We start from the raw sequence: 21648 nt of genomic DNA on the forward strand, positions 1-21648 counted from the left end.
AGGGATCAAAAGTAGCCCGCCTTCTTGCGGTCTTCCATGGCACTCTCGCTTCGCTTGTCGTCGGCACGGTTGCCGCGCTCAGTCTGGCGGGCGGCAGCGACTTCCTCGATGATCTTGTCCATCGTGTCCGCGTCGGACTCGACCGCGCCAGTGATGGTCGCGTCGCCCATGGTGCGGAAGCGGATCTGCTTCACTTCAACCGTTTCGCCTTCGCGTGGCTCGACGAACTCGGAAACGGCGAGGATGGTGCCGTTGCGGGTGACCGTCTCGCGCTCGTGTGCGTAGTAGAGGCTCGGAAGCTCGATGTTCTCGTACTTCATGTACTGCCACACATCCATCTCGGTCCAATTCGAGAGCGGGAACACGCGGAAGTGCTCACCCTGGGCCATGCGGCCGTTGAATATGTTCCAGAGCTCGGGGCGCTGGTTCTTCGGGTCCCACTGGCCGAACTCGTCGCGGTGACTGAAGAAGCGCTCCTTGGCGCGGGCCTTCTCCTCGTCGCGGCGAGCGCCGCCGAGAGCCGCGTCATACTGACCATCCTCGAGGGCATCGAGCAGGGTTTGGATCTGCAGCATGTTGCGGGAAGCGTTTGGCCCCTTCTCCTCGACCACGCGGCCGTCCTTGATGGCCTCTTCCACAGAGCCGACCACGAGGTTGGCGCCTAGCTTGGCGACGAGGTCGTCGCGGTACTGGATGGTCTCCGGGAAGTTGTGCCCGGTGTCCACGTGCAGAAGAGGGAAAGGGATCTTGGCCGGCCAGAATGCCTTCATCGCAAGATGCGTCATCACGATGGAATCCTTGCCCCCCGAGAAGAGGAGCACCGGACGCTCGAACTGCGCAGCCGTCTCGCGAAGGATGTAGATCGCTTCGCTTTCGAGCTGCTTCAAGTGCGTTACTGAGTAATCTTGCATATCTTAGTAAAGTTAAGAGAGTTTAAAGGTGATTTCGAAATGTTGCTTCTCAGTCAACTCTGTTTTCAGGAAATTTCGGCGAGGGAAAATCGTTTAACCGCAGCCAGGAAACGCTCCGCCGCTTGCACGAGTTCCTCACCACTCAAGACACCAAAGCTCAATCGCACCTTATTTCTTGGCTCAACCTGAGCGTGGCAAAGTTCACCTGGAACGTACAAAACGCCCGCCTCTATCGCCGCCTTGTGAAAATCGGAATCAAAGCCAGTCTCCGTTCCCTCTGGAGCAGTCAACCAAAGGTAAAGCCCCCCACTCGGCCGCTCCCAAGTCCAACCAACTTCGCTTAGAGGCCCGGAAAGTACGGAGTCCAGAACAACCATTTTCTCATGGTAAGACTTCCTAAGCATCGAAAGATGGCTGTCGAAAACTCCCTTCTTGAAGGCTCTCGCCAACAACGCTTGGTTGTAGTTCGCGGTACCAAAGTCCTGCTGCCCCTTAATAGCCAGCATCCGAGCGAGCCATTCAGCGTGCGTGCAATAGCTAAAACCAACCTTAAGTCCCGTCGCAAACGGCTTGGTCAGCGTAGTGGAATAGAAAACAGGCACACTCTCCGCTCCCTCGCTCAACGCCAGACAACTCTCAGATTCAAAAGGAGTTTCGTAATACAATTCCCGATACGCTGCATCCTCGAACAGAGCGATCTGCCCGCCATACGCCTCGAGCGCTTTTAACACGCCAGATTTACAACTCCGCGAAACGCTGTGCCCACTTGGATTTGCGTAGTAGCTAACCAAATACACAGCCTTTACCCGATTAATCTTCCCCGCCTTTTCGAAATTAGACAGTTGAGCCTTTAGACCATCCACGTCGACATCGCCATTAGAGGACATAGGCATGGACACAGCCTCAACGCCTAAACCACGCAACATCTCCAGAAATACAAAATAAGTCGGCTGCTCGACCAGAACGATATCCCCCTCATCACACAGAGCCTGCACGGCAAGATACAAAGCCTGTTGAGAACCGTTGGTGATGAGAGAACTGGAAACATCCAAAGGAGTTTCGAACCTGTCCTGATCACTCAAACGCCTCGTCAGAATCTCTCGCAGCTCGAGACTCCCCTGGTTTGCTCCATACTGAAGCACGCTTCGATCCCCCTGCTCGCCCAACTCGACCGCAATCTTCGAAATCTCCTCAAGCGGCAAAGTAGCATTATCAGTGAAACCAGCTGCAAGACTAAGCAAATGCGGCTGCTGAATCGCCAAGGTCATTAATCGAGCGATATCGGATTCCGTTTGTCTGGCGCCTAATTTTGAAAACGTGAGAGACATGAGCTTCTAAAACAAAAGACAGCGGCGAATCATTCGCCACTGTCTAAAGAATTCAAGAGAGATTAATCGAGACCGCTTAAGCGATCGAGGGAGTGCCGTCCACTGCGGGAGGAGGAACGTCTTCCTTCTTCTCTTCCGCCTTTTCGGCATTCTCTTTTTCCTGACGCTCAGCCTCCAGCTTGTCGTCGAGTTCCGTCTTCGAGGAAACAACTTCAGAACGAATTTCTCCAAACTCGAGAATCTCGTCCACGTGCTTACCTTCGATGGTCTCGTACTTAAGAAGAGCCTCAGCGATAGCGATCAACTCCTTCTTGTGATCGGTGATGATCGTCTTCGCACGCTCAAACTGCTCGTGAATGATTTCACTCACAGCGTCATCAATCTGTTCAGCCGTGCGCTCGCTGTGGTCTTGAGTACGATTTATCTCACGTCCCAAGAAGACCTGATCTTGGTTTTCCTTAAATGCGATTGGACCAAGCTTACTCATGCCGTACTGGCAAACCATGTCGCGCGCAGCTGAAGTCGCTTGGGAAATGTCACCTGAAGCACCAGTGCTGTAGTCGCCCGTCACTATTTCTTCCCCGAGACGTCCGGCCATGCAAACCGCGATGTAGTTCGTAATCTGATCCTTAGTCTGGCCAAGAATTTCCTTGGTCGGAGCGTACATCGCCATCCCCAAAGCACGACCGCGAGGAAGAATCGTCACTTTGTGCAGATCGAAGTGCTTGTCCTTGACGATCTTGTGAACCAAAGCGTGCCCTGCCTCGTGATAAGCGGTAGAACGAAGATCCTCCTCGTCCATGACGCGACGGCGCTCACGGCCATATGAAATCTTGTCGCGAGCTTCATCAATATCGATGCGTTCGACCTGATCCTTGCTCTTTCGAGCGGCTGTCAACGCCCCCTCATTCAGCAAATTGGCGAGATCAGCGCCAGAGAAACCGGGAGTCACGCGGGCCAGCGCTCCGAGATCGACCTCATCACTCAGGCGAATCTTCTTCGCGTGCACACCGAGAATTTCCTCACGCCCCTTGAGGTCGGGAAGGTCAACTACGACCTGTCGATCGAAACGCCCCGGACGAAGCAGCGCCTTATCGAGGACGTCAGGACGGTTGGTAGCCGCGATGATAATGACACCTTCAGTAGTGTCGAAACCGTCCATCTCAACCAGAAGGGAGTTCAAGGTCTGCTCACGCTCATCGTTACCCCCGCCGAGGCCTGCCCCACGCTGGCGTCCGACGGCGTCGATTTCGTCGACGAAGATCAAACACGGAGCATTCTTGCGACCTTGCTCGAACATGTCGCGAACACGGCTCGCGCCGACACCGACAAACATTTCCACGAAATCAGAACCGCTGATCGAGAAAAACGGCACATCCGCCTCGCCCGCAACAGCCTTAGCCAAAAGAGTCTTACCCGTACCTGGAGGGCCCACCATCAAGATTCCCTTAGGAATCTTGCCGCCCATGCGTTGGAACTTCTTAGGATCCTTGAGGAAATCAATAACCTCGCTGACCTCTTCCTTCGCCTCGTCACAGCCAGCCACATTCGCGAAAGTCACCTTGTCCTTGTCGCGAGTCAGCAGCTTCGCCTTGCTCTTGCCGAAGCTCATCGCTCCCTTGCCAGCCATACGAAGTTGGCGAACGAAAAGGAAGTACAGCAGGCCGATCACCAGCAAAAACGGGATAATTCCCGCCAAAAGCTGAGGCAGAAAAGTATTTGGGCTCGTTTCGTTGAAACGTCCGCTGGACTGGAGAATTTGATAATTCTCATCCGAAATCCACCCCTTCGCCACGAATGCCTTCCCGTTGACCACATCGGTCAAAACCTCGATCGGCTCTTCTGAAACCGTTCCTGACACCTCGTACCAGTCCATGCCTCCATTTGGCATGGGAGAGATCTTGCCACCGGCTACGCGACCTTCCTCAGCGTAGCGGACGACCTCGACCATGGAGACCGGTTCAGCGTCGATCTTGCTGCTTGAGTTCTGCCAGATGATCAGCATCAGCGCGATGAGGATCACCCAGAAAATGATTACCTTGGGTTGGAAACGCTCGGGCCCGCCTTTTGCAGGACCGCGTCGATTGTTACTATTATTGTCGGGCATTAAAATTTAATGGAGACCAGTAGGTTGAGTCTCATCTTTCGTAAGTCAATCGCAAGGCAGTTCGAGAGCCGGGCTCTAGCTTCATATTCGCGTTTGGCGGCAACCCCGGCACCCATAAAATGCCCGAATCTCCTCCCACGAATATCGGCAAATTCCCCCGATCCCTTCGCTCGATCTTACGTTCGATAAATAAGTCTTTCAGTTTCTTTGGCGACGATTTGCCCAGCGGCTTGAATGCGTCTCCGGCTATTCTGGAACGGACAGTTACCCCAGTCAAAGAGTTCCCGGCCGCACTCAAGTACACAACTTCACCATCATCGTTACTTCCGGAGCTTAGTTTTTCCCACAGAAAAGCGTCCATTTCCACCCATCCGAACGAAACCCTCTCCCCACCAGGCAAAAAAGCGCTGGTCCCTAGAGGCAATTGGAACGCCCCCCACTCCGGGGCATCTGGCTCGCGTTTAAGCAATCCCACAGAATCCTCTCGCAATTCGTAAAACAAGCCCCGCTTCGCCTCTACGACCAATCGAGTCCTTTCATCCAGGGCACTTAAAACCTTCTCCAATGCAGTTGCAGCAATTCCCTCGCCCCCCGGCAAACGCGATAGTATTCGTCGACGCATGGCCTTCGGCATTTTCTCCAATTCCCGCCGCTTCAGAGCCTTTCTCCCTTCATCCCAAGCGAGCTCCCAGAGTTCGTCCGCCCATTTTTCCAGCGCCTCGGCATCTTCTTCTAATAGTCTGCGACTGCGACTCACCCCCGCTCGAACGGAACGATCCGCAGCCTGCTCCCAAGCCGGCAAAGCCGTTTTTCTCAAACGAGCCCGATAGTTCGCGTCAGAAGCATTCGTAACATCTTCCCGCCAATCAGCGCCAGCCGCTCGAAGTTGCTGACGAATTTGCTCACGCCCAACATTCAAAAGCGGACGCAAAAAGACCAAGCCTCCTCCCGCCTCAGAGACCTCTCGGGGAGCGCTCAAACCCTGCACGCCAGCGCCTCGGGACAAACGCATCAGCAGCGTTTCCACCACGTCATCCGCATGATGTCCGGTCACGATCTGAGGTTCGGGCCCGCAAACTTGGCGAAAAAAAGCCAAGCGAGCGTCACGAGCATCCGCCTCGTTGACCTTCGAAACGCCATCCGGCCATTTCGCCACACCTTCAAGAACAGGAATCTCCAACGACTCGCCGATTCCATGTACGAATCGAGCATCATTCCTTGAATCCTCTCCACGCAAGGCATGATCAAAGTGCAGCACCCTGAGATCGCTCCCCCTCCTGTTTCTTTTCAGAAACAGGTAGACCAACAACAGAGCGTAGACGGAATCAGCCCCGCCCGAGCAAGCGACATATACCGGACCGCAAGCACCCAAGCGGCGACCAACCGAGTTCGGAATCAGGGAGAAGTCCACGCTCGACTCAAGTCGAGTAGCTGCTGCTCCCCAATCCAAAGCGACGATCTCCGACTAGGATTTCTCGATGTATTGCTTGCCCACATACGGAACAAGCGCATCCGGCAGACGAATACGTCCGTCCTCCTGAAGCCCGTTCTCGATGATCGCCACAAAAACACGCGGCACCGCCAAGCCAGAACCGTTCAGAGTATGCACGATCTCGGGCTTTCCGCTTTCAGGATTCCGGTAGCGGATCTTTGCGCGACGAGCCTGGAACGAGCCAAAGTTACTGCAGCTAGAAACCTCTAACCAACGCTTTTGCCCAGCCGCATAAACCTCTAGATCATACTGCTTGCAATTAGTGAAGCCCATATCGCCGCCACACATCAACAAAGTACGGAATGGAAGCTCCAGCTTCTCGAGCAAGGACTCCGCGTATCCACGAAGCGACTCAAGTTCGTCCATGCTTGTTTCCGGCTTCACCCATTTGAGAAGTTCAACCTTATCGAACTGATGAACACGGTTCAGTCCACGCACTTCCTTGCCATGGCTACCCGCCTCGCGACGGAAACAGGCTGAATGACCGCAACGATACACCGGCAGGTCCGCTTCATCGAGGATCTCGTCGCGGAAAAAATTCGTCAGCGGCACCTCGGCAGTCGGGATCGCGTAAAGCCCGTCCTCAACCGTCTGATACATCTGCCCCTCCTTGTCGGGAAGCTGACCTGTAGCCGTCGCGCTGTCTGCGTTCACCAAAAACGGAACCCCAATCTCCTGATACCCAGCGTCCGCCGCTTCGTTCAGAAAGAAATTGATCAAACCGCGAGCAAGCTTCGCTCCGTCTCCAACAAAAAACGGGAAACCGGCTCCGCTAACCTTGGCTCCACGACGCAAATCGAGAATCTGCTCGATCCACTCCAAATCGTAGTGGGCAACTTGATGCTCCGCATCCGCAGGCACTTCGCCAAATTCGCGAACCACCACGTTCTCCGACTCGTCCTTGCCCTCTGGGACGCTCGCGTCCGGCAAGTTCGGAATATTCAGGATACTCTCGTTCCACTCCCCTTCAGCCGCATTCAGCTCAGCGTCCTTCGCCTTAACCTCCGAAGAAACCGCCTTCATCTCCTGCACCTTGGCAATGAACTCAGGGCTGCCCTTGGCGAGCTTGGACATGTCATTGTTAGCGGCTTTCTGCTTAGCACGGAGGGCTTCCGCTTCAGCGATCAGGGTACGACGCTTCTCGTCGAGCGCTAGGATTGCATCCAAGTCGCACTTGATGTGCTTCTTAGCAATTCCAGCTCGAACAGCGTCCGGGTTTTCTCTGAGGAACTTAGGATCGATCATTTTCGATTGGGCTAAAGATGGATTTCACGGGCGAATTCTACCCAAAAATCAAGCCATCCGCTTATCGGCGCCACCCGAGCAGAGTCAAGCCAGCTCAGAGGGCAAGCAGCTTTTCGACCGCGCTAAACACGGATTTTGGATCGAGACGGTCCACATCCCCTTCCGGAGCTCTCAAAATCGCGTTCGCTTCCCGCTCTAGCGGATAGGATCCACGACTTGCTGGCGAAACAAAGCTGTACAGCGTCAAATTACGACAGCCAAGGGCCCCCGCCAACTGGGCCGGGCCATTGTCATTCGCCACAACGACGTCCGATTCGCTTACAACCTGGCAAAGCTCCCCCCAGCTCAACCTTTCCTGCAAGTCTAGCACCCGATCTGGTAGTTCCTCCTCAACTACGACCGGCACCATCCCCAACAGCAGAACTTGCACATCGGGTCTCACCTCGACCAAACGCTTCGCCAGATCCACCATTCCGCGCCAAGCCCGCTTCTTCTTGAAGCGCCCCGGAAACAAGCACACACGCTTCCAACTCGTAGACAACGCTCCTGAAACAGATTCAGGCAACTCGACTCCGCGGGGAAAACGAAGCACCTCGCCCACTTCCACCTCCACCCCGAAAACGGAGCCAAACGCCCGAAGTTCCTCCACAAAATGGCTGCCTTCCCCGCCGCCCGCAGCGATCACTTCCTTGTAACAAATCGTCGCCCCTTCCTTGGCGGATCTCAGGCCGATCTTTCGCTTCGCCCTAGCGAAAAAACACATCGCCCCCGTTCGAGCATGCCCCTCGAAATCGAGCACAAAATCGTAGACCTCCCTTCGGATATCTCGAACCAACCCCGCAAATGTCATCAGAGCCTCGCTTCTTTGGAAAACGATTGTCTGATCAACAAATTCGAAAGACGCCACCAGTGGCTCGTAAACCCGGCGCACCACCCAAGTGATCTCGAGCTCCGGCTTTTGACGCTTGATCGACTCCACCACCCTGAGCGCGTGCACGATCTTGTCGAGCGGCGAGGTCATCAAAACTAGGACCTTCGCACCTCGCATGATCAGGTTCCTCCGCGCAGTTGACGCATCACCTCAAACACCGCAATTCCCGCAGATGTCGCCAAATTCAAGGAACGCAAATCCTTGTTGTACTGAGGAATGTTTAGGCGGTTCTCCTCGCCAATCTCGTTGTGCAACCAATCGGGAGCGCCATAGCCTTCATTTCCAAACAAAAGCCCGTCACCATCCTCGTATTGGACATCCCAGTACGGTTGACTCGACTTTGTAGTGAACAAAAACAAGCGCTTAGGCCCCACATCGCTCTGCTTGAAGGCTTCCCAATTCTCGTGGTGATGTACGTCCAGAGATTTCCAGTAGTCCATCCCCGAACGCTTCAAGTGCTTGTCCTTGATAACAAAGCCCAAGGGGTGAATCAGATGAAGCCGCGAATTGGTGATCGCGCAAGTGCGACCGATATTCCCTGTGTTCTGAGGGATTTCCGGCTGAAACAAAACGACGTGTAGAAGCGGGCTACTCACTGTAAACAATCTGCAAACCAGAGTTATCAGCACAGAGATTGCGACCTACGCTCTCTAGACCTTCGTCTTTAAATGCCGCCTGCATTGCCGCCATCACCGAATCCACAGACTCTACCGTGCAAGCGCACAAAACGCTCGAACCGCTCCCGCTAAGCCACCCAGTGTAAGCTCCCGCTTCGATTCCCGCAGCGATCGCCGCAGAAGCGCCCGGTATATTCTTCAAGCGATAAGGCTCGTGAATACTGTCGTGTACCGCGTTAGCTAGGGCTTCATACTCGCCAGAAGCCAATGCCCCCACAACGCACGAAACACTATTAATGCTCGAAACGGCGGACGCAAAATCAAGCGACTTAGGCAGCACCCCTCGGGAGGCTGAAGTCAAAACCTCGAATTCAGGCGAGACCACGACAAGTCGCAGCGTATCCGCTACCTCAATCTTGTTAACAGCCTCGACCTTTGCCGGAGTCTCTAAAAATCTGGATACAGTGAATCCGCCAAGAACGGAAGCGCTCGCATTGTCCGGATGCCCTTCCAGCATCGTGATGACTTCCACCAGCTTTTCACGATCCCAGTCAACTCCAGCAAGCTCAACGAGGCCGCCCAAAATCCCTCCGCGCACAGTAACGCTCGATCCTAAACCACGAGCCTGAGGCACGTCGCCACGTATCCGGATTCTGACGTCAAACGGATCAATTCCGCTCTCCTCAAAAAAAGTAGCTACCGTATGACGAGTCATCTCGCTCACCGGAAAGATATCCGGACCAAACGACTCATCCCCCGCCCCATCCGCTCTTTCGACCGCAATTTCATTGTACAACGAAACCGCCATTCCAAGAGTATCGAACCCAGAGCCACAATTCGAAGTGCTTCCGGGGACTTTGCAGATGACGCGAGAAAGACTAGGCATAGGGATAGGAGAAATTGACTAAATTCGACGAAACTACCGGACCCGATAAGACTTCAAGTCGCGGTCCGCGTCTCGCATCTGCGCTTTCTTCTTCAGGTCCTCCCGCTTGTCAAAGAGCTTTTTGCCCGTGCAAATGCCTATCTCGATCTTGATCAGGGCTTCTTTAAAATAGATGCGGGTAGGAATCGCTGACTTACCGCCAGCCTCAAGAGCACGCTCGATCTTACGCAACTCGGACTTCTTCAGGAGCAGCTTCCGCTCCCGACGCGGGATGTGGTTATTGATATTCCCAAACGCGTACTCGTCGATGTGCAGACCATTGATGAAGAACTCTCCTCGGTTGAATCGACAAAAGCCGTCGGATATCTGCGCCTTTCCCGCACGGATCGACTTAACTTCCGTACCCGTCAAAACAATACCCGCCTCGAAAGTGTCCTCGACAATGTAGTCGCGGTGGACCTTCGCGTTGCGGATCTCCTGCGGGTTGCCGCCTTTCTTCTTTTTGCCTGCCATTTCTGGGAAATTCCTGCGATCCGGGTAAAAAAAGGCGCGGCGGACAAGGTCTACCGCGCTCGATGAAAAGGGATTGCCAGCTCAACCAGCCTCCGCTTCGTACCGCCGATACTACTCGGCGAGCTCGTAGCTGATCTTGCCCTCGATGATCTCGCGCAAAGCGATATCCTCAGGGTTCAGCTTCTCGAGCGATTCAACTAGCGGGCGATTGCCGTGGCGTAGCTGCTTAACGCGACGTGAAACGACGTTAATCAGAATGTTTGGGTCAGTGATAACCTTGCGTGCTTCCTTTATGTAATCTTCTCTCAAAGCGGCCTCCTAATTGTTGGAATCCGCCCTTTTACCTTGCTGCTCATGTGCGTCAAGTGCTTATTCCGCCTTTCGTCGCCGAGCGGGAACGCCCGCGGCAGGAATCCACTCAACTCAAACACAACGCCATGTCACAGAAGGAAAAGATCTACCTGTGCCTCACTACAGTCTCAAACAAGCGGGAAGCTCAGGCTCTCGCTTCCCAAATCGTCGAAAAACGGCTGGCCGCCTGCGTGCAGCTCGACTCGCCCGTCACCTCGTTCTACCGATGGAAAGGCAAGGTCGAACAAGACGAAGAAATTCGCATGCAAATTTTCGCCCCCGCCCAAACCCTCGACGAATTAACCAAATTCGTGACGGAAAACCACCCTTACGACACCCCAAAATGGATCTGCATCGAAGCAGAAAAAGTTTCAGAAAAGTACTTGAAATGGGCCAATGAAGTGTGCAACCTCCGCGGCTTCATTTAAACCGGAACCATTTTCGACCATGTCACAGCATCCTAGCTACAAGTCCAGCGCTTCAACCGGCGCAAAGAGAAACGTCCTCAAGCGCTTCGAGCGTGTAGAGCTTCTGAAGAAGCGTGGAGAATGGAAGGACGGCGATCGCGTCTCCGGCCTCAAGAAGACCAAGCCAGAAGCGTAAGTCTCTCCAACATTTCAATTTCCCAAACGCTGTCTCCCCTCGAGGCAGCGTTTTTTTGCGTCCGCTAAAAACCAAAAGCAGAGCGTGGGCTTCGTCCCACACTTAGAAAACACCTATTTGACGAACATCCGCTTCATCAGGTTGTTCACCTTAGTACCGGCCCCACCGTAGTTCCGGCGAGTCAGATCCAGGCAAAGCTTGTCCTCAATCAGGTCAGGACGCAACGCCTCCACCGTCAGCCAACGCTCGTACCCTGACATTTCAGATTCAGTCAGAGCCTTGAAACGCGTCGGCAGACCATACCAAGTCAGCTCGACACGCCATCCGACATGATCCGCCGGAATCACCGAATTCTCCATCAAGTGCGGGTTCACCTTCAGCAAGTCCGGAATTTGCGTATCCCTTACAAAGGCTTCCACCGCGATTTGCTCGCTCATGATGTATTCCCAAGCACTGGCAGCCTCTCCTCGGCGCAGCGCTCCGCAAAGCTCCCAAGTATCGAGCCCAATGATGTTCATCCCATTAAATGCCCCATGCTCGTTCTTGGAATCGTAAGGCTGCTGGTCATACCACCGCTGAAACCTTGGCCCCAGCCAAAATCCGAGCTCAAAATGCAAATGCGCCCGACTCCGCGGAATCGAATATCCGCCAGCGCTCCGCCCCATGATCGCAATCTCTTGCCCGCCGCTCACCTTAACTCCCTCAACAATACCCTCGGGAACGGTGCTCAAGTGAGCATACAAACTGATAAATCCAGGAGCGATCTTCGGATGTTCGATAACAATGTACCGCCCGTAGCTGCTATTGCCCGCCGTGCGGTTCACATACCGCACCACCCCCTCATCAAAGGCGAAAATCGGGTCCGTCGCTTCGTTTCTTCGATCCCGCGCGATCGCCCTCAGGTCGATCCCCTCATGGAAACGATGCCCGCTATTGCGAACGCAGCCAAACAAACCGGAAGTTATCCTGCCTGAAACCGTTGGCTGCAAAACGCCCTCCATCTTACCGTGATGGAGAAACGCCGGATTTGGCGTCGGCCAGTAGTGCGGGCCCAAACGGAATGCCCCATTCGCATGTCCCCAGGCGACGGATACCATTGCCAGCAAAACGGCAAAGCTAACTCGAAAGTCTCTTCTGAATGTCAAAATTCGTCTCCTGCAATTTCTTCGCTAGTTCATCGAGCTGCTCATCGGGCAACTCTAAGAAAATAAAGATCCGCCCATCCGAAATCGGCCCCTTGATCCGTCGCGCTCCGACCGGATCACCATCCACCGCCAAAACAAGCCGACTCCCTTGGTTCGCAACCGAAATCTGGTAAAACTCCCGAGCAGCCGGCCCCTTCAAGGTGAACGCCAAACATTTGCCCAAGGAGACCTCCGCCACGTCGATCGACTGATAGTCAAACTCGGACAAAACCGCCTGCCCCTGCACTGGAATCTTAACCTGGCTCAACGGAAGGGTAACCATTGCCGCAAAGTCGTTCTCATTCCTCGACTCCAGCAAGAAGCGAGCACGCGAATAGTCTCCAACATCCATCCCCGTTGACTGGCAGCCAGCGAGGACAATCCCCCACAACAGTGCCGCCAATATGTAGAACCCCTTCTTCATCACGCCTCGACTATCCCGTTTCGACCTGCCCCGTTGCAAGCGAAGAGTGTTCCACTGAAAGCTTTCAACCACTAAACTCGCCAAGCAACGCTTCCCCGACCGCGTCGGCCAACATCCGCCCATCGTCCGTCAAGCGAAGCGCCGATCCAACACGCTCCGCCTTCCCCTCCTCGATCAGCTGCAACAAGAAAGGGTGGCTCCCCAGATCTCGCCCAAAACGAATCGCCAGCTCAGCCAAGTCCACCCCTTGATTCATTCGGAGCCCAAAAACCAGCGAATCCTCAAGCAACAGATCGTCGCTGAGCTCAACTCGATCCACCAAGCCACGCTCCCCCTTCTCCAAACCTGACAACCAAGCCTCGAGGTCCGGGGTATTCGTATGGCGGCTCCCAGCCCATTGACTCGCGGCAGATGGACCGATCCCGATCCACTCCGCCATTTTCCAGGTATTCACATTGTGGAGGCATTGGTGTCCGGCTTTCGCGTAATTGGAAATCTCATACTGGGAATACCCTCCTCGCTCCGCTTCCTCCCAAATCGCATGATAGAAACGAGCCTCCCTCTCAGGATCGATACTCACCTTGCCTTCCTGCAATTTCAAAAAAAGCGCCGTATCCTCCTCAAACGTAAGACAGTAAGTTGACAAATGGTCGGGTTCGAGCGCCAAAGCAGCCCTCACATCCGCCCGCCATTCCTCCTCCGTCTGGGTGGGAATCGCAAAAATAAGATCCACGTTAACCGATCGAAAACCAACCTCGCGGATCAGATCATAGGCCTTGTGGATCTGCTTCACCGAGTGCTGCCGCCCAAGAGCATCGAGCAAACGCTCGTCCAAGCTCTGGATTCCCATCGAAATACGTGTCACCCCTGCCTCCTTCAGCGCCTCCAGCTTGTCCCTCTTCACAGAGGAGGGTGCCATCTCCACCGTCCACTCCGCCTCTGGCTGACCCAACACACCCGTGATCGCTCCCCCCACTGCCAACATGTCCTTCGCCGGCAGCAGCCCGGGCGTTCCTCCGCCCCAAAACATCGTATCGAGTTTTCGGTTACCCGCCTCTACGAGCTCCAGCTCGCGCTTCACTCCATCGATATAGCGAAGAATCCCCTTCCGATCAGATTGAATCTGATAGAAGCCGCAAAAATCGCAGGCCGTACTGCAAAACGGTACATGAAGATACAGCCCAAGCGGCGCATTTTTATCCCCAATTCCCCGCCTGTTACACGATTCAGTCACTTTAAACCCTTCATTTTTCCCAATTCGCACCCACTCAGTGAACTATTTGCTTCACCGCTAGTCTTTTATCTGATTGCAATACAGGCATTAGTTCACTCTACCAGCCCGAAAATATGGACAAGAGAATTTCCAAGACCAACCGAAGAAAATGGCTAGCGATCCTCCTCGCGCCGATCGCCCTATTCCTAGCAGGTTGCGATATAAAGCTTAACGACCTCACACCGTCGACTCTCAAAGCCAACCCCTCGCGCACTTACGCGATCACCGCGCAAGTCTCCGTCAAGAACAGCGCGGTCATCGACGGCAGCGTTCGCCCGGAGATCATCATCGACGGCCAAGCCCAGGAAATGACACGTGTTCCCGGAAGCGACTCGCTCTACGAATACGACTACGTCATGCCGCCAGGTCGCAACCAAGCCGCTTACTACATCCTCGTTCGCTACCAGCGTAAAACCGCTTCATCCACCGTCTCCAAGGAGATCCCGACCGAGGTTAAAACCATCACCGTCGAAAACCGCTACTCCGTAGAGCTCGAAGTGAACCGTGCCCCAGTCGGCACACGTGTCGCCATCCTCGGCCGCGGATTCACCCGCGACGACAAGGTCATGGTCGGCGGGGCTCCAGCCGTCACTCAGGCGGAAAGCTCCACCTCACTCGCATTCTACGTCCCTAGCCTCCCGGAAGGTCGCAACTACGACGTTACCGTCCTCGGCCTCAACGGCGAGCTCTCCGCCGGCAGCCTCCGCATCGACGCTTCCAGCATCCGCGTCTCTCCAGGCAGCCTGAGCCTCCGCTCCGGACAACGCGGTATCCTCGCGTTCTCCATCCCCACCGAAGCTCCTCCAGGCGGCCTCGCAGTGACAGTCACCACCGACGTGCCAGACAGCGTAATCATGCCCGAAGTCATCATTCCCGCTGGCCAACGCTCCACTAGCGTTCGCGTCGAAGGCGGCGATCCTGGCTCCGGCAATCTCTACGTCGAGCTCGGCGGCTACTCCGACGTCGTCATCCCAATCACCGTCTCCAACTAAAACAGGAGGGCAACGCTCCGTCGTTGCCGTATCAACCTTTTCCCAAGCCCCGGCAGCCTCACAGCTCCGGGGCTTTTCTGTACCCTACCCCTTCATCTTTCAGAATTCATCCTTCATCCTTCAAAAAACCCTTCCCCTTTCACTCGATACCCGTCACCTTCGAGCCTTCAAAACATAGGGGAGTCCCACGCGAGGGGCCGAGACCCGAGGACGAACGCCTCCCAAACCCTCTGAACCTGATGCGGGTCATGCCGTCGAAGGGAATGTAAGCTCCCCACCAGAGCCCTCCCCGACATGTGCCTGCAGAAGCAAAATCACTTCTTCATTCTTCATTTAGCACAATGTCAGACACCGAAAACAACGCTCCCTCGGCTTTCGAGCCTCTCCCTAACTCACGCCGAATCTATATCAACGGCTCCCGCGAAGACATCCGCGTACCGATGCGCGAGATCTCGCTCTCTGACACACGCAAGCCCGACGGTTCCACCGAGCCCAACGAACCAGTCCGCGTTTACGACTGCTCCGGCCCTTGGGGCGACCCAGATTACCACCGCGACGTAGAGAAAGGTCTCCCAGAAATCCGCCGCCAGTGGATCCTCGAGCGCGGCGATGTCGAAGAGTACGAAGGCCGCGAGCTCAAGGCCTCAGACGATGGTTACCTCTCCGACGTCCACCGCGAAAAGGCCGTCGAATCCGGCAAGCTCAAGCGCTTCGACTCCTCCAACCGCAAGCCGCTCCGCGCCAGCAAGGGCACTCCAGTCACACAACTTCACTACGCCCGCGAAGGCATCATCACTCCCGAGATGGAGTTCATCGCCATCCGCGAGAACGCGAAGCTGCAAAACGCGAAGGAGTCGCTCAAGATGAACGCCAACGCTCCTCGCAATTCCCTGCTCAAGCAACACCCGGGCAATCCATGGGGAGCGAACATCCCGGACGAGATCACCCCTGAGTTCGTACGCGAAGAAGTCGCCCGCGGACGTGCCATCATCCCGGCCAACGTCAACCACACCGAGCTAGAGCCGATGATCATTGGCCGCAACTTCCTCGTGAAGATCAATGCCAATATCGGCAACTCCGCCATCGCTTCCTCCATCGAAGAAGAAGTCGAAAAGATGCGTTGGGCCACCAAGTGGGGCGGCGACACCGTGATGGACCTTTCCACCGGTAAGAACATCCATCAAACCCGCGAGTGGATTCTCCGCAACTCCCCAGTGCCAATCGGAACCGTTCCGATCTACCAAGCGCTCGAAAAGGTAAACGGCAAGGCCGAGGACCTGACTTGGGAAATCTACCGCGACACCCTCATCGAGCAATGCGAGCAAGGTGTCGACTATTTCACCATCCACGCCGGCGTCCTCCTGCGGTTCATCCCGCAAACCGCTCAACGCATGACAGGTATCGTCTCCCGCGGCGGTTCCATCATGGCAAAGTGGTGCCTCAGCCACCACAAGGAAAACTTCCTCTACACGCACTGGGACGAGATCTGCGACATCTGCGCTGCCTACGACGTATCCTTCTCTATCGGCGACGGCCTCCGTCCAGGTTCCGTAGCAGACGCCAACGACTACCCGCAATTCGCGGAACTCAAGGTTCAAGGCGAACTCACTGAACGCGCATGGGCCAAGGGCTGCCAGGTCATGAACGAAGGCCCCGGCCATGTACCCATGCACATGATACAAGAGAACATGGAGAAGCAGCTCGAGTGGTGCCACGAAGCCCCGTTCTACACGCTCGGCCCGCTCACCACCGACGTTGCTCCTGGCTACGATCACATCACTTCTGGTATCGGTGCCGCTATGATCGGCTGGTACGGTTGTGCGATGCTCTGCTACGTGACTCCGAAGGAGCACCTCGGTCTACCAAACAAGGACGACGTTAAGTATGGAGTAATCACATACAAGATCGCCGCCCACGCTGCCGATCTCGCCAAGGGCCACCCTGCCGCCCAATACCGCGACAACGCTCTTTCAAAGGCCCGTTTCGAATTCCGTTGGGAAGACCAATTCTCGCTCAGCCTCGATCCAGAGACAGCGATGAAGTACCACGACGAAACCCTTCCGCAAGACGCCGCCAAGACCGCTCACTTCTGCTCCATGTGCGGACCGAACTTCTGCTCAATGAAGATCACCGACGACGTCCGCAAGTACGCCGAAGAGCAAGGCATGGAAACTCCAGACGAAGCCCTCGCCGCCGGCATGGCCGAGAAGTCCAAGGAATTCCGCGACAGTGGTGGCGAAGTCTACCAGTAGTCTCGTGAGAAGCGGCCTTTAGCCGCGATAGCATCTCAATCTTTCTCAATCCCCGTCTTAACCGACGGGGATTTTTCATGTCCAAGCAACCTAAAACGAACCCACAATAAAATCATCTAACTACCTAACAGCCACAGCTTTACTTTTTCACATTCCCCAATACACTCCACATTTCACAGTAAACACTGCCAATGGACACGCCTTCCTTCTCTTCCATAGCCGTCTCTCTCACCGGTGGCCTAGCGATCTTCATTATCGGCATGGGTTTCATGACCCAGTCGCTCAACAGCATCGCCGGAGCTCGCATGAAGGATTTGCTCTCTTCCTTTACCCGCAATCGCTTCGCAGCAGCCACCACCGGAGCCGCCATCACCGCAGTTGTCCAATCCTCCTCCGTCACCACCGTACTGCTCGTCGGCTTCTCCTCTGCAGGCCTAATCACCGTCGCCCAAAGCGTCGGCGTCATCTTCGGGGCCAATCTCGGCTCAACGGTCACCGCGCAGATCATCGCCTTCAAAATAGCAGACGCAGGCCCCATCCTCATGGCGCTCGGTCTCGCCATCTCCTTCGCCAAGAACCGCCCACGCCTCTCTCAATTCGGAGTCCTCACGCTTGGCCTAGGAGCCATCTTCTTCGGCATGCAACTGATGGGCGACGCCACCCGACCGCTCCGCAGCTACCCCGCATTTCTCGAAGCGATGCAAACCATCGAAACTCCGATCTGGGGAATCGTAATCGGACTCGTATTCACCGCCATAGTACAAAGCTCCGCAGCGACCATCGGCCTAGCGATCATCTTCGCCAATGGCGAACTCATCACCCTAGAAAGTGCCATAGCCATAGCCTTCGGAGCCAACATCGGCACCTGCATCACCGCCGCCCTCGCTGCCATCGGCCGCCCCGCCGCGGCTTGGAGAATCGTTTTCATCCATATCGTATTCAACCTGCTCGGCGTCGCCCTCTGGTTCGCCTTCATTCCACAACTCGCTTCCGCGAGCGAGATCATCACCGACAAGATACTTCACGATCCTTCCGTCGGCCGCGAAGTCGCCATCGCCCATACTGCGTTCAATCTCATCAACCTCGTCCTCTTCATAGGATTCACCGGACCGCTCGCAAAGCTTGCCACCAAGCTCGTCCCCGAAAAACAAAGGGCAACCAGCAACGCCGCCCAGCCGATCTACCTCGATGCCATCTTCCTCGAAACCCCAAGCCTCGCGATCGACCGAGCCCGCATGGAATGCGGACGACTCGCTACTCTGGCAATCGGCATGGCTGAGGAAATCCCAATCGCCGCGATCCAAGGCGACGAGGCGAGTCTCAAGAAGCTAGAAACAAGGGACGACGATGTAGACGACCTGCAAACCGCGATCCTAAACTACCTCTCCCGCATCGACTCCGACGAGCTCATCAGCAAAGACCAGGAAGCCCTCAACCAAGTCATCACCCTCGTTAATTGCTGGGAAAACGTAGGAGACCTCCTTGATTCCCACGTCCTGCCACTCGGCCACGACAGACTAAAAACAGGCCTATCCATAAGCGACGAAACGAAAGACCTCCTCGCCCAGCTTCATCAAAACCTTCTACGGGATCTACGCCTCTCCCTTCTAGTCACCACAGAAGAGGATATCGCTCAGGCCAAACTTCTCAAAGCCACAAAAGCCCCCTTCAACAAACTCGCAGACTACGCGGAAAACCAACTGCGTTCCCGTCTCGTCGGTCGAGACCCCGATAGGATGGAGCTCTTTCGCCTAGAATCGGACCTCATTTCCAATCTCAAACACATCCACCACTACGCCCGCCGTCCCGCGAAACAGTTGCTCGCTAAGCAAGCACGCCACACTTTGGAAGAAAGCCCCCCTCCTTCGTGATACTTCGTGCCCTTAGTGGGCACAAAAACACCCTCCCCATGAAATCCACCCTAACCTTCCTAGGAGCCGCAGGCACCGTCACCGGCTCCCGCCATCTTCTTGAGACACGAGGCAAACGCCTCCTCATAGACTGCGGACTCTTCCAGGGCCCCAAGCAAAACCGGCTAAAAAACTGGGACCCGTTTCCCATCGACGCCTCAAGTATTGACGCCATCCTCCTGACCCACGCCCACATCGACCACATCGGTTACCTGCCACGACTCGTCAAAGAAGGTTTCCGCGGCCCCGTCTACGCGACTCACCCAACGGTCGAACTTGCCCATATCCTTCTTCGCGACACAGCCCATCTCCAAACCGAAGAAGCCAAATGGGCCAACAAAAAAGGCTACTCCAAACACCAACCCGCCCTCCCCCTCTACACTGAGCGAGACGCCGAGCGAGCCACGGATTTACTCCGGGGAGTTTCTTACGGCGACGAATTCGAACCGATTTCCAGCATAATCACTAAGTATCGAGATGTTGGACACATCCTTGGATCCGCCTTCCTAGGGCTGAAAACCGCCGACCGAGAAGACGAACAAAGAAAGCTCCTCTTCTCCGGAGACATCGGCCGTCCTCACGACGTCATTCTTCGCCCGCCATCCCAGACCTACAACGTCGACTACCTCGTCATGGAGTCCACCTACGGCGATCGTCTGCACGATCCCGACGACGTCCGATCCGCTCTCCGCGATGCCCTGAACGAGGCCCTCACTCGCGGGGCCCCCATCCTCATCCCGTCCTTCGCAGTCGGCCGTTCCCAGAGTTTGCTCTACCTAATCCGTGAACTCGAAGAAGCTGGCGAGATCCCGAGCGTACCAGTATTCCTAGATTCGCCTATGGCCCTAAAAGCCCTGCAAACCCACGAAAACCACATCCGCGACCTCAACCTCTCCTGCCGCCGCAACTACCTCTCCGGTACCGACATATTCAGCCCCAAACGCCTAACGCTCGTATCCAAACAATCCGACTCCAAAGCCCTCGTCAGACAAAACGGCCAATGCATCATAATTGCCGGAAGCGGAATGGCCACCGGAGGCCGCATCCTGCACCACCTCCGACAACACCTACCCAATCCCCACGCAACCGTGCTCTTCGTCGGCTACCAAGCCGAAGGCACGCGCGGCCACGCCATCCGAGAAGGCAAACCGCAAATCAAGATGTTTGGCCAATACGTCGACGTACGAGCCCAGATCCGCTCGATCGACGGTTTCTCAGGCCACGCCGACTACCTCGAAATGCTCGCCTGGCTCATGGCCTTCAACAAACCCGTCAAACGCGTCTTCCTCACCCACGGCCAACCAGAAGCCTCGGAAGCATTTGGCATCCGCATCCGCGAACAATTCAATTGGCCCGTCACCCTCCCCCGCGAAAACCAGCCCTTCGAAATCGACTTCTAGGAATTATCGCAAGGTAGCGCCCGCTGTCCTCAGCGGACACACCCACCATCATAATTCACACGTCCAAGACAAGCCCGTCGTAACTCAAGCTCACCCCATCCGGCAGACTTGTATCCACTTTCTCATGATCTATGTGGTGCGTCATGTGGATAAGGTAGCTCTGCTTCCCACCAATTCGCCCAGCCGCCTCAACAGCCTCATCGATCGTCATATGCGACGGATGCGACATCGGACGCAACCCATCCAACACCACCACATCCGCACCTTTCGCTAGACGCTCCGCCTCTTCGCTCACCGAATTGCAATCCGTGTAGTAGGCGAAACGCTTGCCCGACGCCCCATCCTCAAAAACCAAACCTAAGGTTTCGAAATTCCCATGATCTTGCACGGTCGAATACACCTTGCCGGCATCGCCAAGATCCAACACCTCAGGCATCTTTAGGCCTCGAAACGCCGGGTAGGTCTTAAAAACCGCCTTATCCCGCATCGCATAGGGATAGATATCCTTCAGCCGCTGCAACCCATCCTCATTCGAGTAGACAGGGATCGCCTCCCCATCCCGGCCTTCGCAATAGCGTCGCAAATCATCGAACCCCTGAATGTGGTCCGCATGCCCGTGGGTGAGAAGAACAAGATCCACCTTCGGAATTCTCATTTCGATCGCACTCAAGCGAAACTCTGGGGCGGCATCTACCTGTATGTTCAAATCGCCCATTTCCACGTGGATATGAGTTCTGTACCGCTTGTTTTTCGGGTCCGAAGATGAACACACCGGACAATCGCAGCCAATCATTGGCACGCCCTGAGAAGTCCCTGTACCCATGAAGGAAATTTTCATGCCTCGATTTCCGGCAAAAGGACCATTGAAATCAAAGCCAAAAGCTTCCCCATCAGCTACTTTAAGAGAATTGGAAAATCTTAGCTCCAAAGCGTTTTTAGGGCTTGATCTCCAAAACCGAATTTACACTGTTCCAAGACCTTAGCGGAGAGATGGCTGAGTGGCTTAAGGCAACGGTTTGCTAAATCGTCGTACGTGTAAAGCGTACCGGGGGTTCGAATCCCCCTCTCTCCGCCACTTTAAAAAACGTCACTTTCCAAGTGGCGTTTTTTTGTGCCTAGCTCCGTTCGGGGAATCCCTTGTTTCGTCACAAATTTCCTCAAGTGTCGCTTCGCTCGGGACTCCGCCACTTCAAAAATAAAACGTCCGACTTTTTGGGGACGTTTTGTGA

20 protein-coding genes, 1 tRNA gene and 1 riboswitch are annotated in these 21648 nt (G+C 55.2%); of the genes, 7 read left to right on the forward strand and 14 right to left on the reverse strand.

The window, feature by feature from the left end; translation table 11 throughout:
* Nucleotides 1-5: 5 nt before the first annotated feature.
* The 10 genes from cysD to JIN87_RS09835 form a co-directional block, all read right to left on the reverse strand.
* Complete coding sequence (gene cysD, locus JIN87_RS09790) at nt 6-911, reverse strand: sulfate adenylyltransferase subunit CysD (protein ID WP_200355374.1); 906 nt, start codon at nt 909-911, stop codon at nt 6-8.
* A gap of 65 nt (nt 912-976) precedes the next feature.
* Nucleotides 977-2179 (reverse strand): aminotransferase-like domain-containing protein, encoded by a 1203-nt coding sequence (locus JIN87_RS09795; RefSeq protein ID WP_200355375.1) that lies wholly within the window; start codon nt 2177-2179, stop codon nt 977-979.
* 136 nt (nt 2180-2315) lie between these two features.
* A complete protein-coding gene (gene ftsH / locus JIN87_RS09800; RefSeq protein ID WP_200355376.1) occupies nt 2316-4346 on the reverse strand; it encodes an ATP-dependent zinc metalloprotease FtsH in 2031 nt (676 codons plus the stop codon).
* A 31-nt stretch (nt 4347-4377) separates the two neighbouring features.
* Nucleotides 4378-5757 (reverse strand): tRNA lysidine(34) synthetase TilS, encoded by a 1380-nt coding sequence (tilS, locus tag JIN87_RS09805; protein WP_200355377.1) that lies wholly within the window; start codon nt 5755-5757, stop codon nt 4378-4380.
* Between the two features lie 54 nt (nt 5758-5811).
* Nucleotides 5812-7083, reverse strand: a complete 1272-nt coding sequence (gene serS, locus JIN87_RS09810) for a serine--tRNA ligase (RefSeq protein WP_200355378.1) — start codon at nt 7081-7083, stop codon at nt 5812-5814.
* A 94-nt stretch (nt 7084-7177) separates the two neighbouring features.
* Nucleotides 7178-8104: a glycosyltransferase family 9 protein gene (locus JIN87_RS09815; protein WP_200355379.1), complete on the reverse strand. Its 927-nt coding sequence runs from the start codon at nt 8102-8104 to the stop codon at nt 7178-7180.
* 29 nt (nt 8105-8133) lie between these two features.
* Entirely contained in the window at nt 8134-8610 is a 477-nt protein-coding gene (locus JIN87_RS09820; protein WP_200355380.1) for a tRNA (cytidine(34)-2'-O)-methyltransferase, read from the reverse strand.
* Nucleotides 8603-9517: a homoserine kinase gene (gene thrB / locus JIN87_RS09825; RefSeq protein WP_200355381.1), complete on the reverse strand. Its 915-nt coding sequence runs from the start codon at nt 9515-9517 to the stop codon at nt 8603-8605. Before thrB ends, JIN87_RS09820 begins: the two co-directional genes overlap by 8 nt.
* Before the next feature lie 33 nt (nt 9518-9550).
* Nucleotides 9551-10030 carry an SsrA-binding protein SmpB gene (smpB, locus tag JIN87_RS09830; protein WP_200355382.1) on the reverse strand — a complete coding sequence of 160 codons (480 nt, stop codon included), beginning with the start codon at nt 10028-10030 and terminating at the stop codon, nt 9551-9553.
* A 111-nt stretch (nt 10031-10141) separates the two neighbouring features.
* Nucleotides 10142-10339, reverse strand: coding sequence for a DNA-directed RNA polymerase subunit omega (locus JIN87_RS09835; RefSeq protein WP_040897501.1), 198 nt, complete (start codon nt 10337-10339; stop codon nt 10142-10144).
* 128 nt (nt 10340-10467) lie between these two features.
* Here JIN87_RS09835 and cutA point away from each other — a divergent pair, with 128 nt between their 5' ends.
* Together cutA and JIN87_RS09845 are read left to right on the forward strand one after the other, a co-directional pair.
* Complete coding sequence (cutA, locus tag JIN87_RS09840) at nt 10468-10809, forward strand: divalent-cation tolerance protein CutA (RefSeq protein WP_200355383.1); 342 nt, start codon at nt 10468-10470, stop codon at nt 10807-10809.
* 19 nt (nt 10810-10828) lie between these two features.
* Nucleotides 10829-10984 (forward strand): small basic protein, encoded by a 156-nt coding sequence (locus JIN87_RS09845; protein ID WP_200355384.1) that lies wholly within the window; start codon nt 10829-10831, stop codon nt 10982-10984.
* Nucleotides 10985-11097: 113 nt separating this feature from the next.
* Here JIN87_RS09845 and JIN87_RS09850 read toward each other — a convergent pair whose 3' ends face one another.
* The 3 genes from JIN87_RS09850 to hemW all read right to left on the reverse strand — a co-directional run bounded on the left by JIN87_RS09850 (nt 11098) and on the right by hemW (nt 13826).
* On the reverse strand, nt 11098-12129 hold the full coding sequence (locus JIN87_RS09850) for a M23 family metallopeptidase (RefSeq protein ID WP_200355385.1): 1032 nt from the start codon (nt 12127-12129) through the stop codon (nt 11098-11100).
* The gene (locus JIN87_RS09855; RefSeq protein WP_200355386.1) at nt 12101-12592 is read right to left on the reverse strand and encodes a hypothetical protein; all 492 of its coding nucleotides are present in this window, start codon (nt 12590-12592) and stop codon (nt 12101-12103) included. The genes JIN87_RS09850 and JIN87_RS09855 overlap by 29 nt, the downstream gene beginning before the upstream one ends.
* Before the next feature lie 64 nt (nt 12593-12656).
* Nucleotides 12657-13826, reverse strand: coding sequence for a radical SAM family heme chaperone HemW (gene hemW, locus JIN87_RS09860; protein ID WP_325176374.1), 1170 nt, complete (start codon nt 13824-13826; stop codon nt 12657-12659).
* Between the two features lie 113 nt (nt 13827-13939).
* Here hemW and JIN87_RS09865 point away from each other — a divergent pair, with 113 nt between their 5' ends.
* The 4 genes from JIN87_RS09865 to JIN87_RS09880 all read left to right on the forward strand — a co-directional run bounded on the left by JIN87_RS09865 (nt 13940) and on the right by JIN87_RS09880 (nt 20419).
* Nucleotides 13940-14857, forward strand: coding sequence for an IPT/TIG domain-containing protein (locus tag JIN87_RS09865; RefSeq protein WP_200355387.1), 918 nt, complete (start codon nt 13940-13942; stop codon nt 14855-14857).
* A 166-nt stretch (nt 14858-15023) separates the two neighbouring features.
* A riboswitch (TPP riboswitch) is annotated at nt 15024-15137 on the forward strand.
* A gap of 61 nt (nt 15138-15198) precedes the next feature.
* Nucleotides 15199-17109 (forward strand): phosphomethylpyrimidine synthase ThiC, encoded by a 1911-nt coding sequence (thiC, locus tag JIN87_RS09870; protein ID WP_200355388.1) that lies wholly within the window; start codon nt 15199-15201, stop codon nt 17107-17109.
* A gap of 191 nt (nt 17110-17300) precedes the next feature.
* Nucleotides 17301-18980 (forward strand): Na/Pi cotransporter family protein, encoded by a 1680-nt coding sequence (locus JIN87_RS09875; protein WP_200355389.1) that lies wholly within the window; start codon nt 17301-17303, stop codon nt 18978-18980.
* A 38-nt stretch (nt 18981-19018) separates the two neighbouring features.
* Nucleotides 19019-20419, forward strand: coding sequence for an MBL fold metallo-hydrolase RNA specificity domain-containing protein (locus JIN87_RS09880; RefSeq protein WP_200355390.1), 1401 nt, complete (start codon nt 19019-19021; stop codon nt 20417-20419).
* Nucleotides 20420-20474: 55 nt separating this feature from the next.
* Here the strand turns inward: JIN87_RS09880 and JIN87_RS09885 are convergent, their stop codons facing one another.
* Entirely contained in the window at nt 20475-21257 is a 783-nt protein-coding gene (locus JIN87_RS09885; RefSeq protein WP_200355391.1) for an MBL fold metallo-hydrolase, read from the reverse strand.
* A 146-nt stretch (nt 21258-21403) separates the two neighbouring features.
* Here JIN87_RS09885 and JIN87_RS09890 point away from each other — a divergent pair.
* Nucleotides 21404-21494, forward strand: a tRNA-Ser gene (locus JIN87_RS09890).
* Nucleotides 21495-21648 lie beyond the last annotated feature (154 nt).

The sequence above is a fragment of the Pelagicoccus mobilis genome, assembly GCF_016595505.1.
GTDB classification, from domain to species: Bacteria; Verrucomicrobiota; Verrucomicrobiia; order Opitutales; family Opitutaceae; genus Pelagicoccus; species Pelagicoccus mobilis.

Excerpts from the sequence above, each read along its gene's own strand:
- cutA (WP_200355383.1), top strand. The coding sequence starts at position 10,468 with ATGTCACAGAAGGAAAAGATCTACCTGTGCCTCACTACAGTCTCAAAC.
- cysD (WP_200355374.1), bottom strand. The coding sequence starts at position 911 with ATGCAAGATTACTCAGTAACGCACTTGAAGCAGCTCGAAAGCGAAGCG.
- thrB (WP_200355381.1), bottom strand. The coding sequence starts at position 9,517 with ATGCCTAGTCTTTCTCGCGTCATCTGCAAAGTCCCCGGAAGCACTTCG.
- JIN87_RS09865 (WP_200355387.1), top strand. The coding sequence starts at position 13,940 with ATGGACAAGAGAATTTCCAAGACCAACCGAAGAAAATGGCTAGCGATC.
- JIN87_RS09795 (WP_200355375.1), bottom strand. The coding sequence starts at position 2,179 with ATGACCTTGGCGATTCAGCAGCCGCATTTGCTTAGTCTTGCAGCTGGT.
- JIN87_RS09875 (WP_200355389.1), top strand. The coding sequence starts at position 17,301 with ATGGACACGCCTTCCTTCTCTTCCATAGCCGTCTCTCTCACCGGTGGC.
- JIN87_RS09815 (WP_200355379.1), bottom strand. The coding sequence starts at position 8,104 with ATGACCTCGCCGCTCGACAAGATCGTGCACGCGCTCAGGGTGGTGGAG.
- JIN87_RS09855 (WP_200355386.1), bottom strand. The coding sequence starts at position 12,592 with ATGAAGAAGGGGTTCTACATATTGGCGGCACTGTTGTGGGGGATTGTC.
- thiC (WP_200355388.1), top strand. The coding sequence starts at position 15,199 with ATGTCAGACACCGAAAACAACGCTCCCTCGGCTTTCGAGCCTCTCCCT.
- JIN87_RS09885 (WP_200355391.1), bottom strand. The coding sequence starts at position 21,257 with ATGAAAATTTCCTTCATGGGTACAGGGACTTCTCAGGGCGTGCCAATG.
- smpB (WP_200355382.1), bottom strand. The coding sequence starts at position 10,030 with ATGGCAGGCAAAAAGAAGAAAGGCGGCAACCCGCAGGAGATCCGCAAC.
- JIN87_RS09845 (WP_200355384.1), top strand. The coding sequence starts at position 10,829 with ATGTCACAGCATCCTAGCTACAAGTCCAGCGCTTCAACCGGCGCAAAG.
- JIN87_RS09880 (WP_200355390.1), top strand. The coding sequence starts at position 19,019 with ATGAAATCCACCCTAACCTTCCTAGGAGCCGCAGGCACCGTCACCGGC.
- ftsH (WP_200355376.1), bottom strand. The coding sequence starts at position 4,346 with ATGCCCGACAATAATAGTAACAATCGACGCGGTCCTGCAAAAGGCGGG.
- serS (WP_200355378.1), bottom strand. The coding sequence starts at position 7,083 with ATGATCGATCCTAAGTTCCTCAGAGAAAACCCGGACGCTGTTCGAGCT.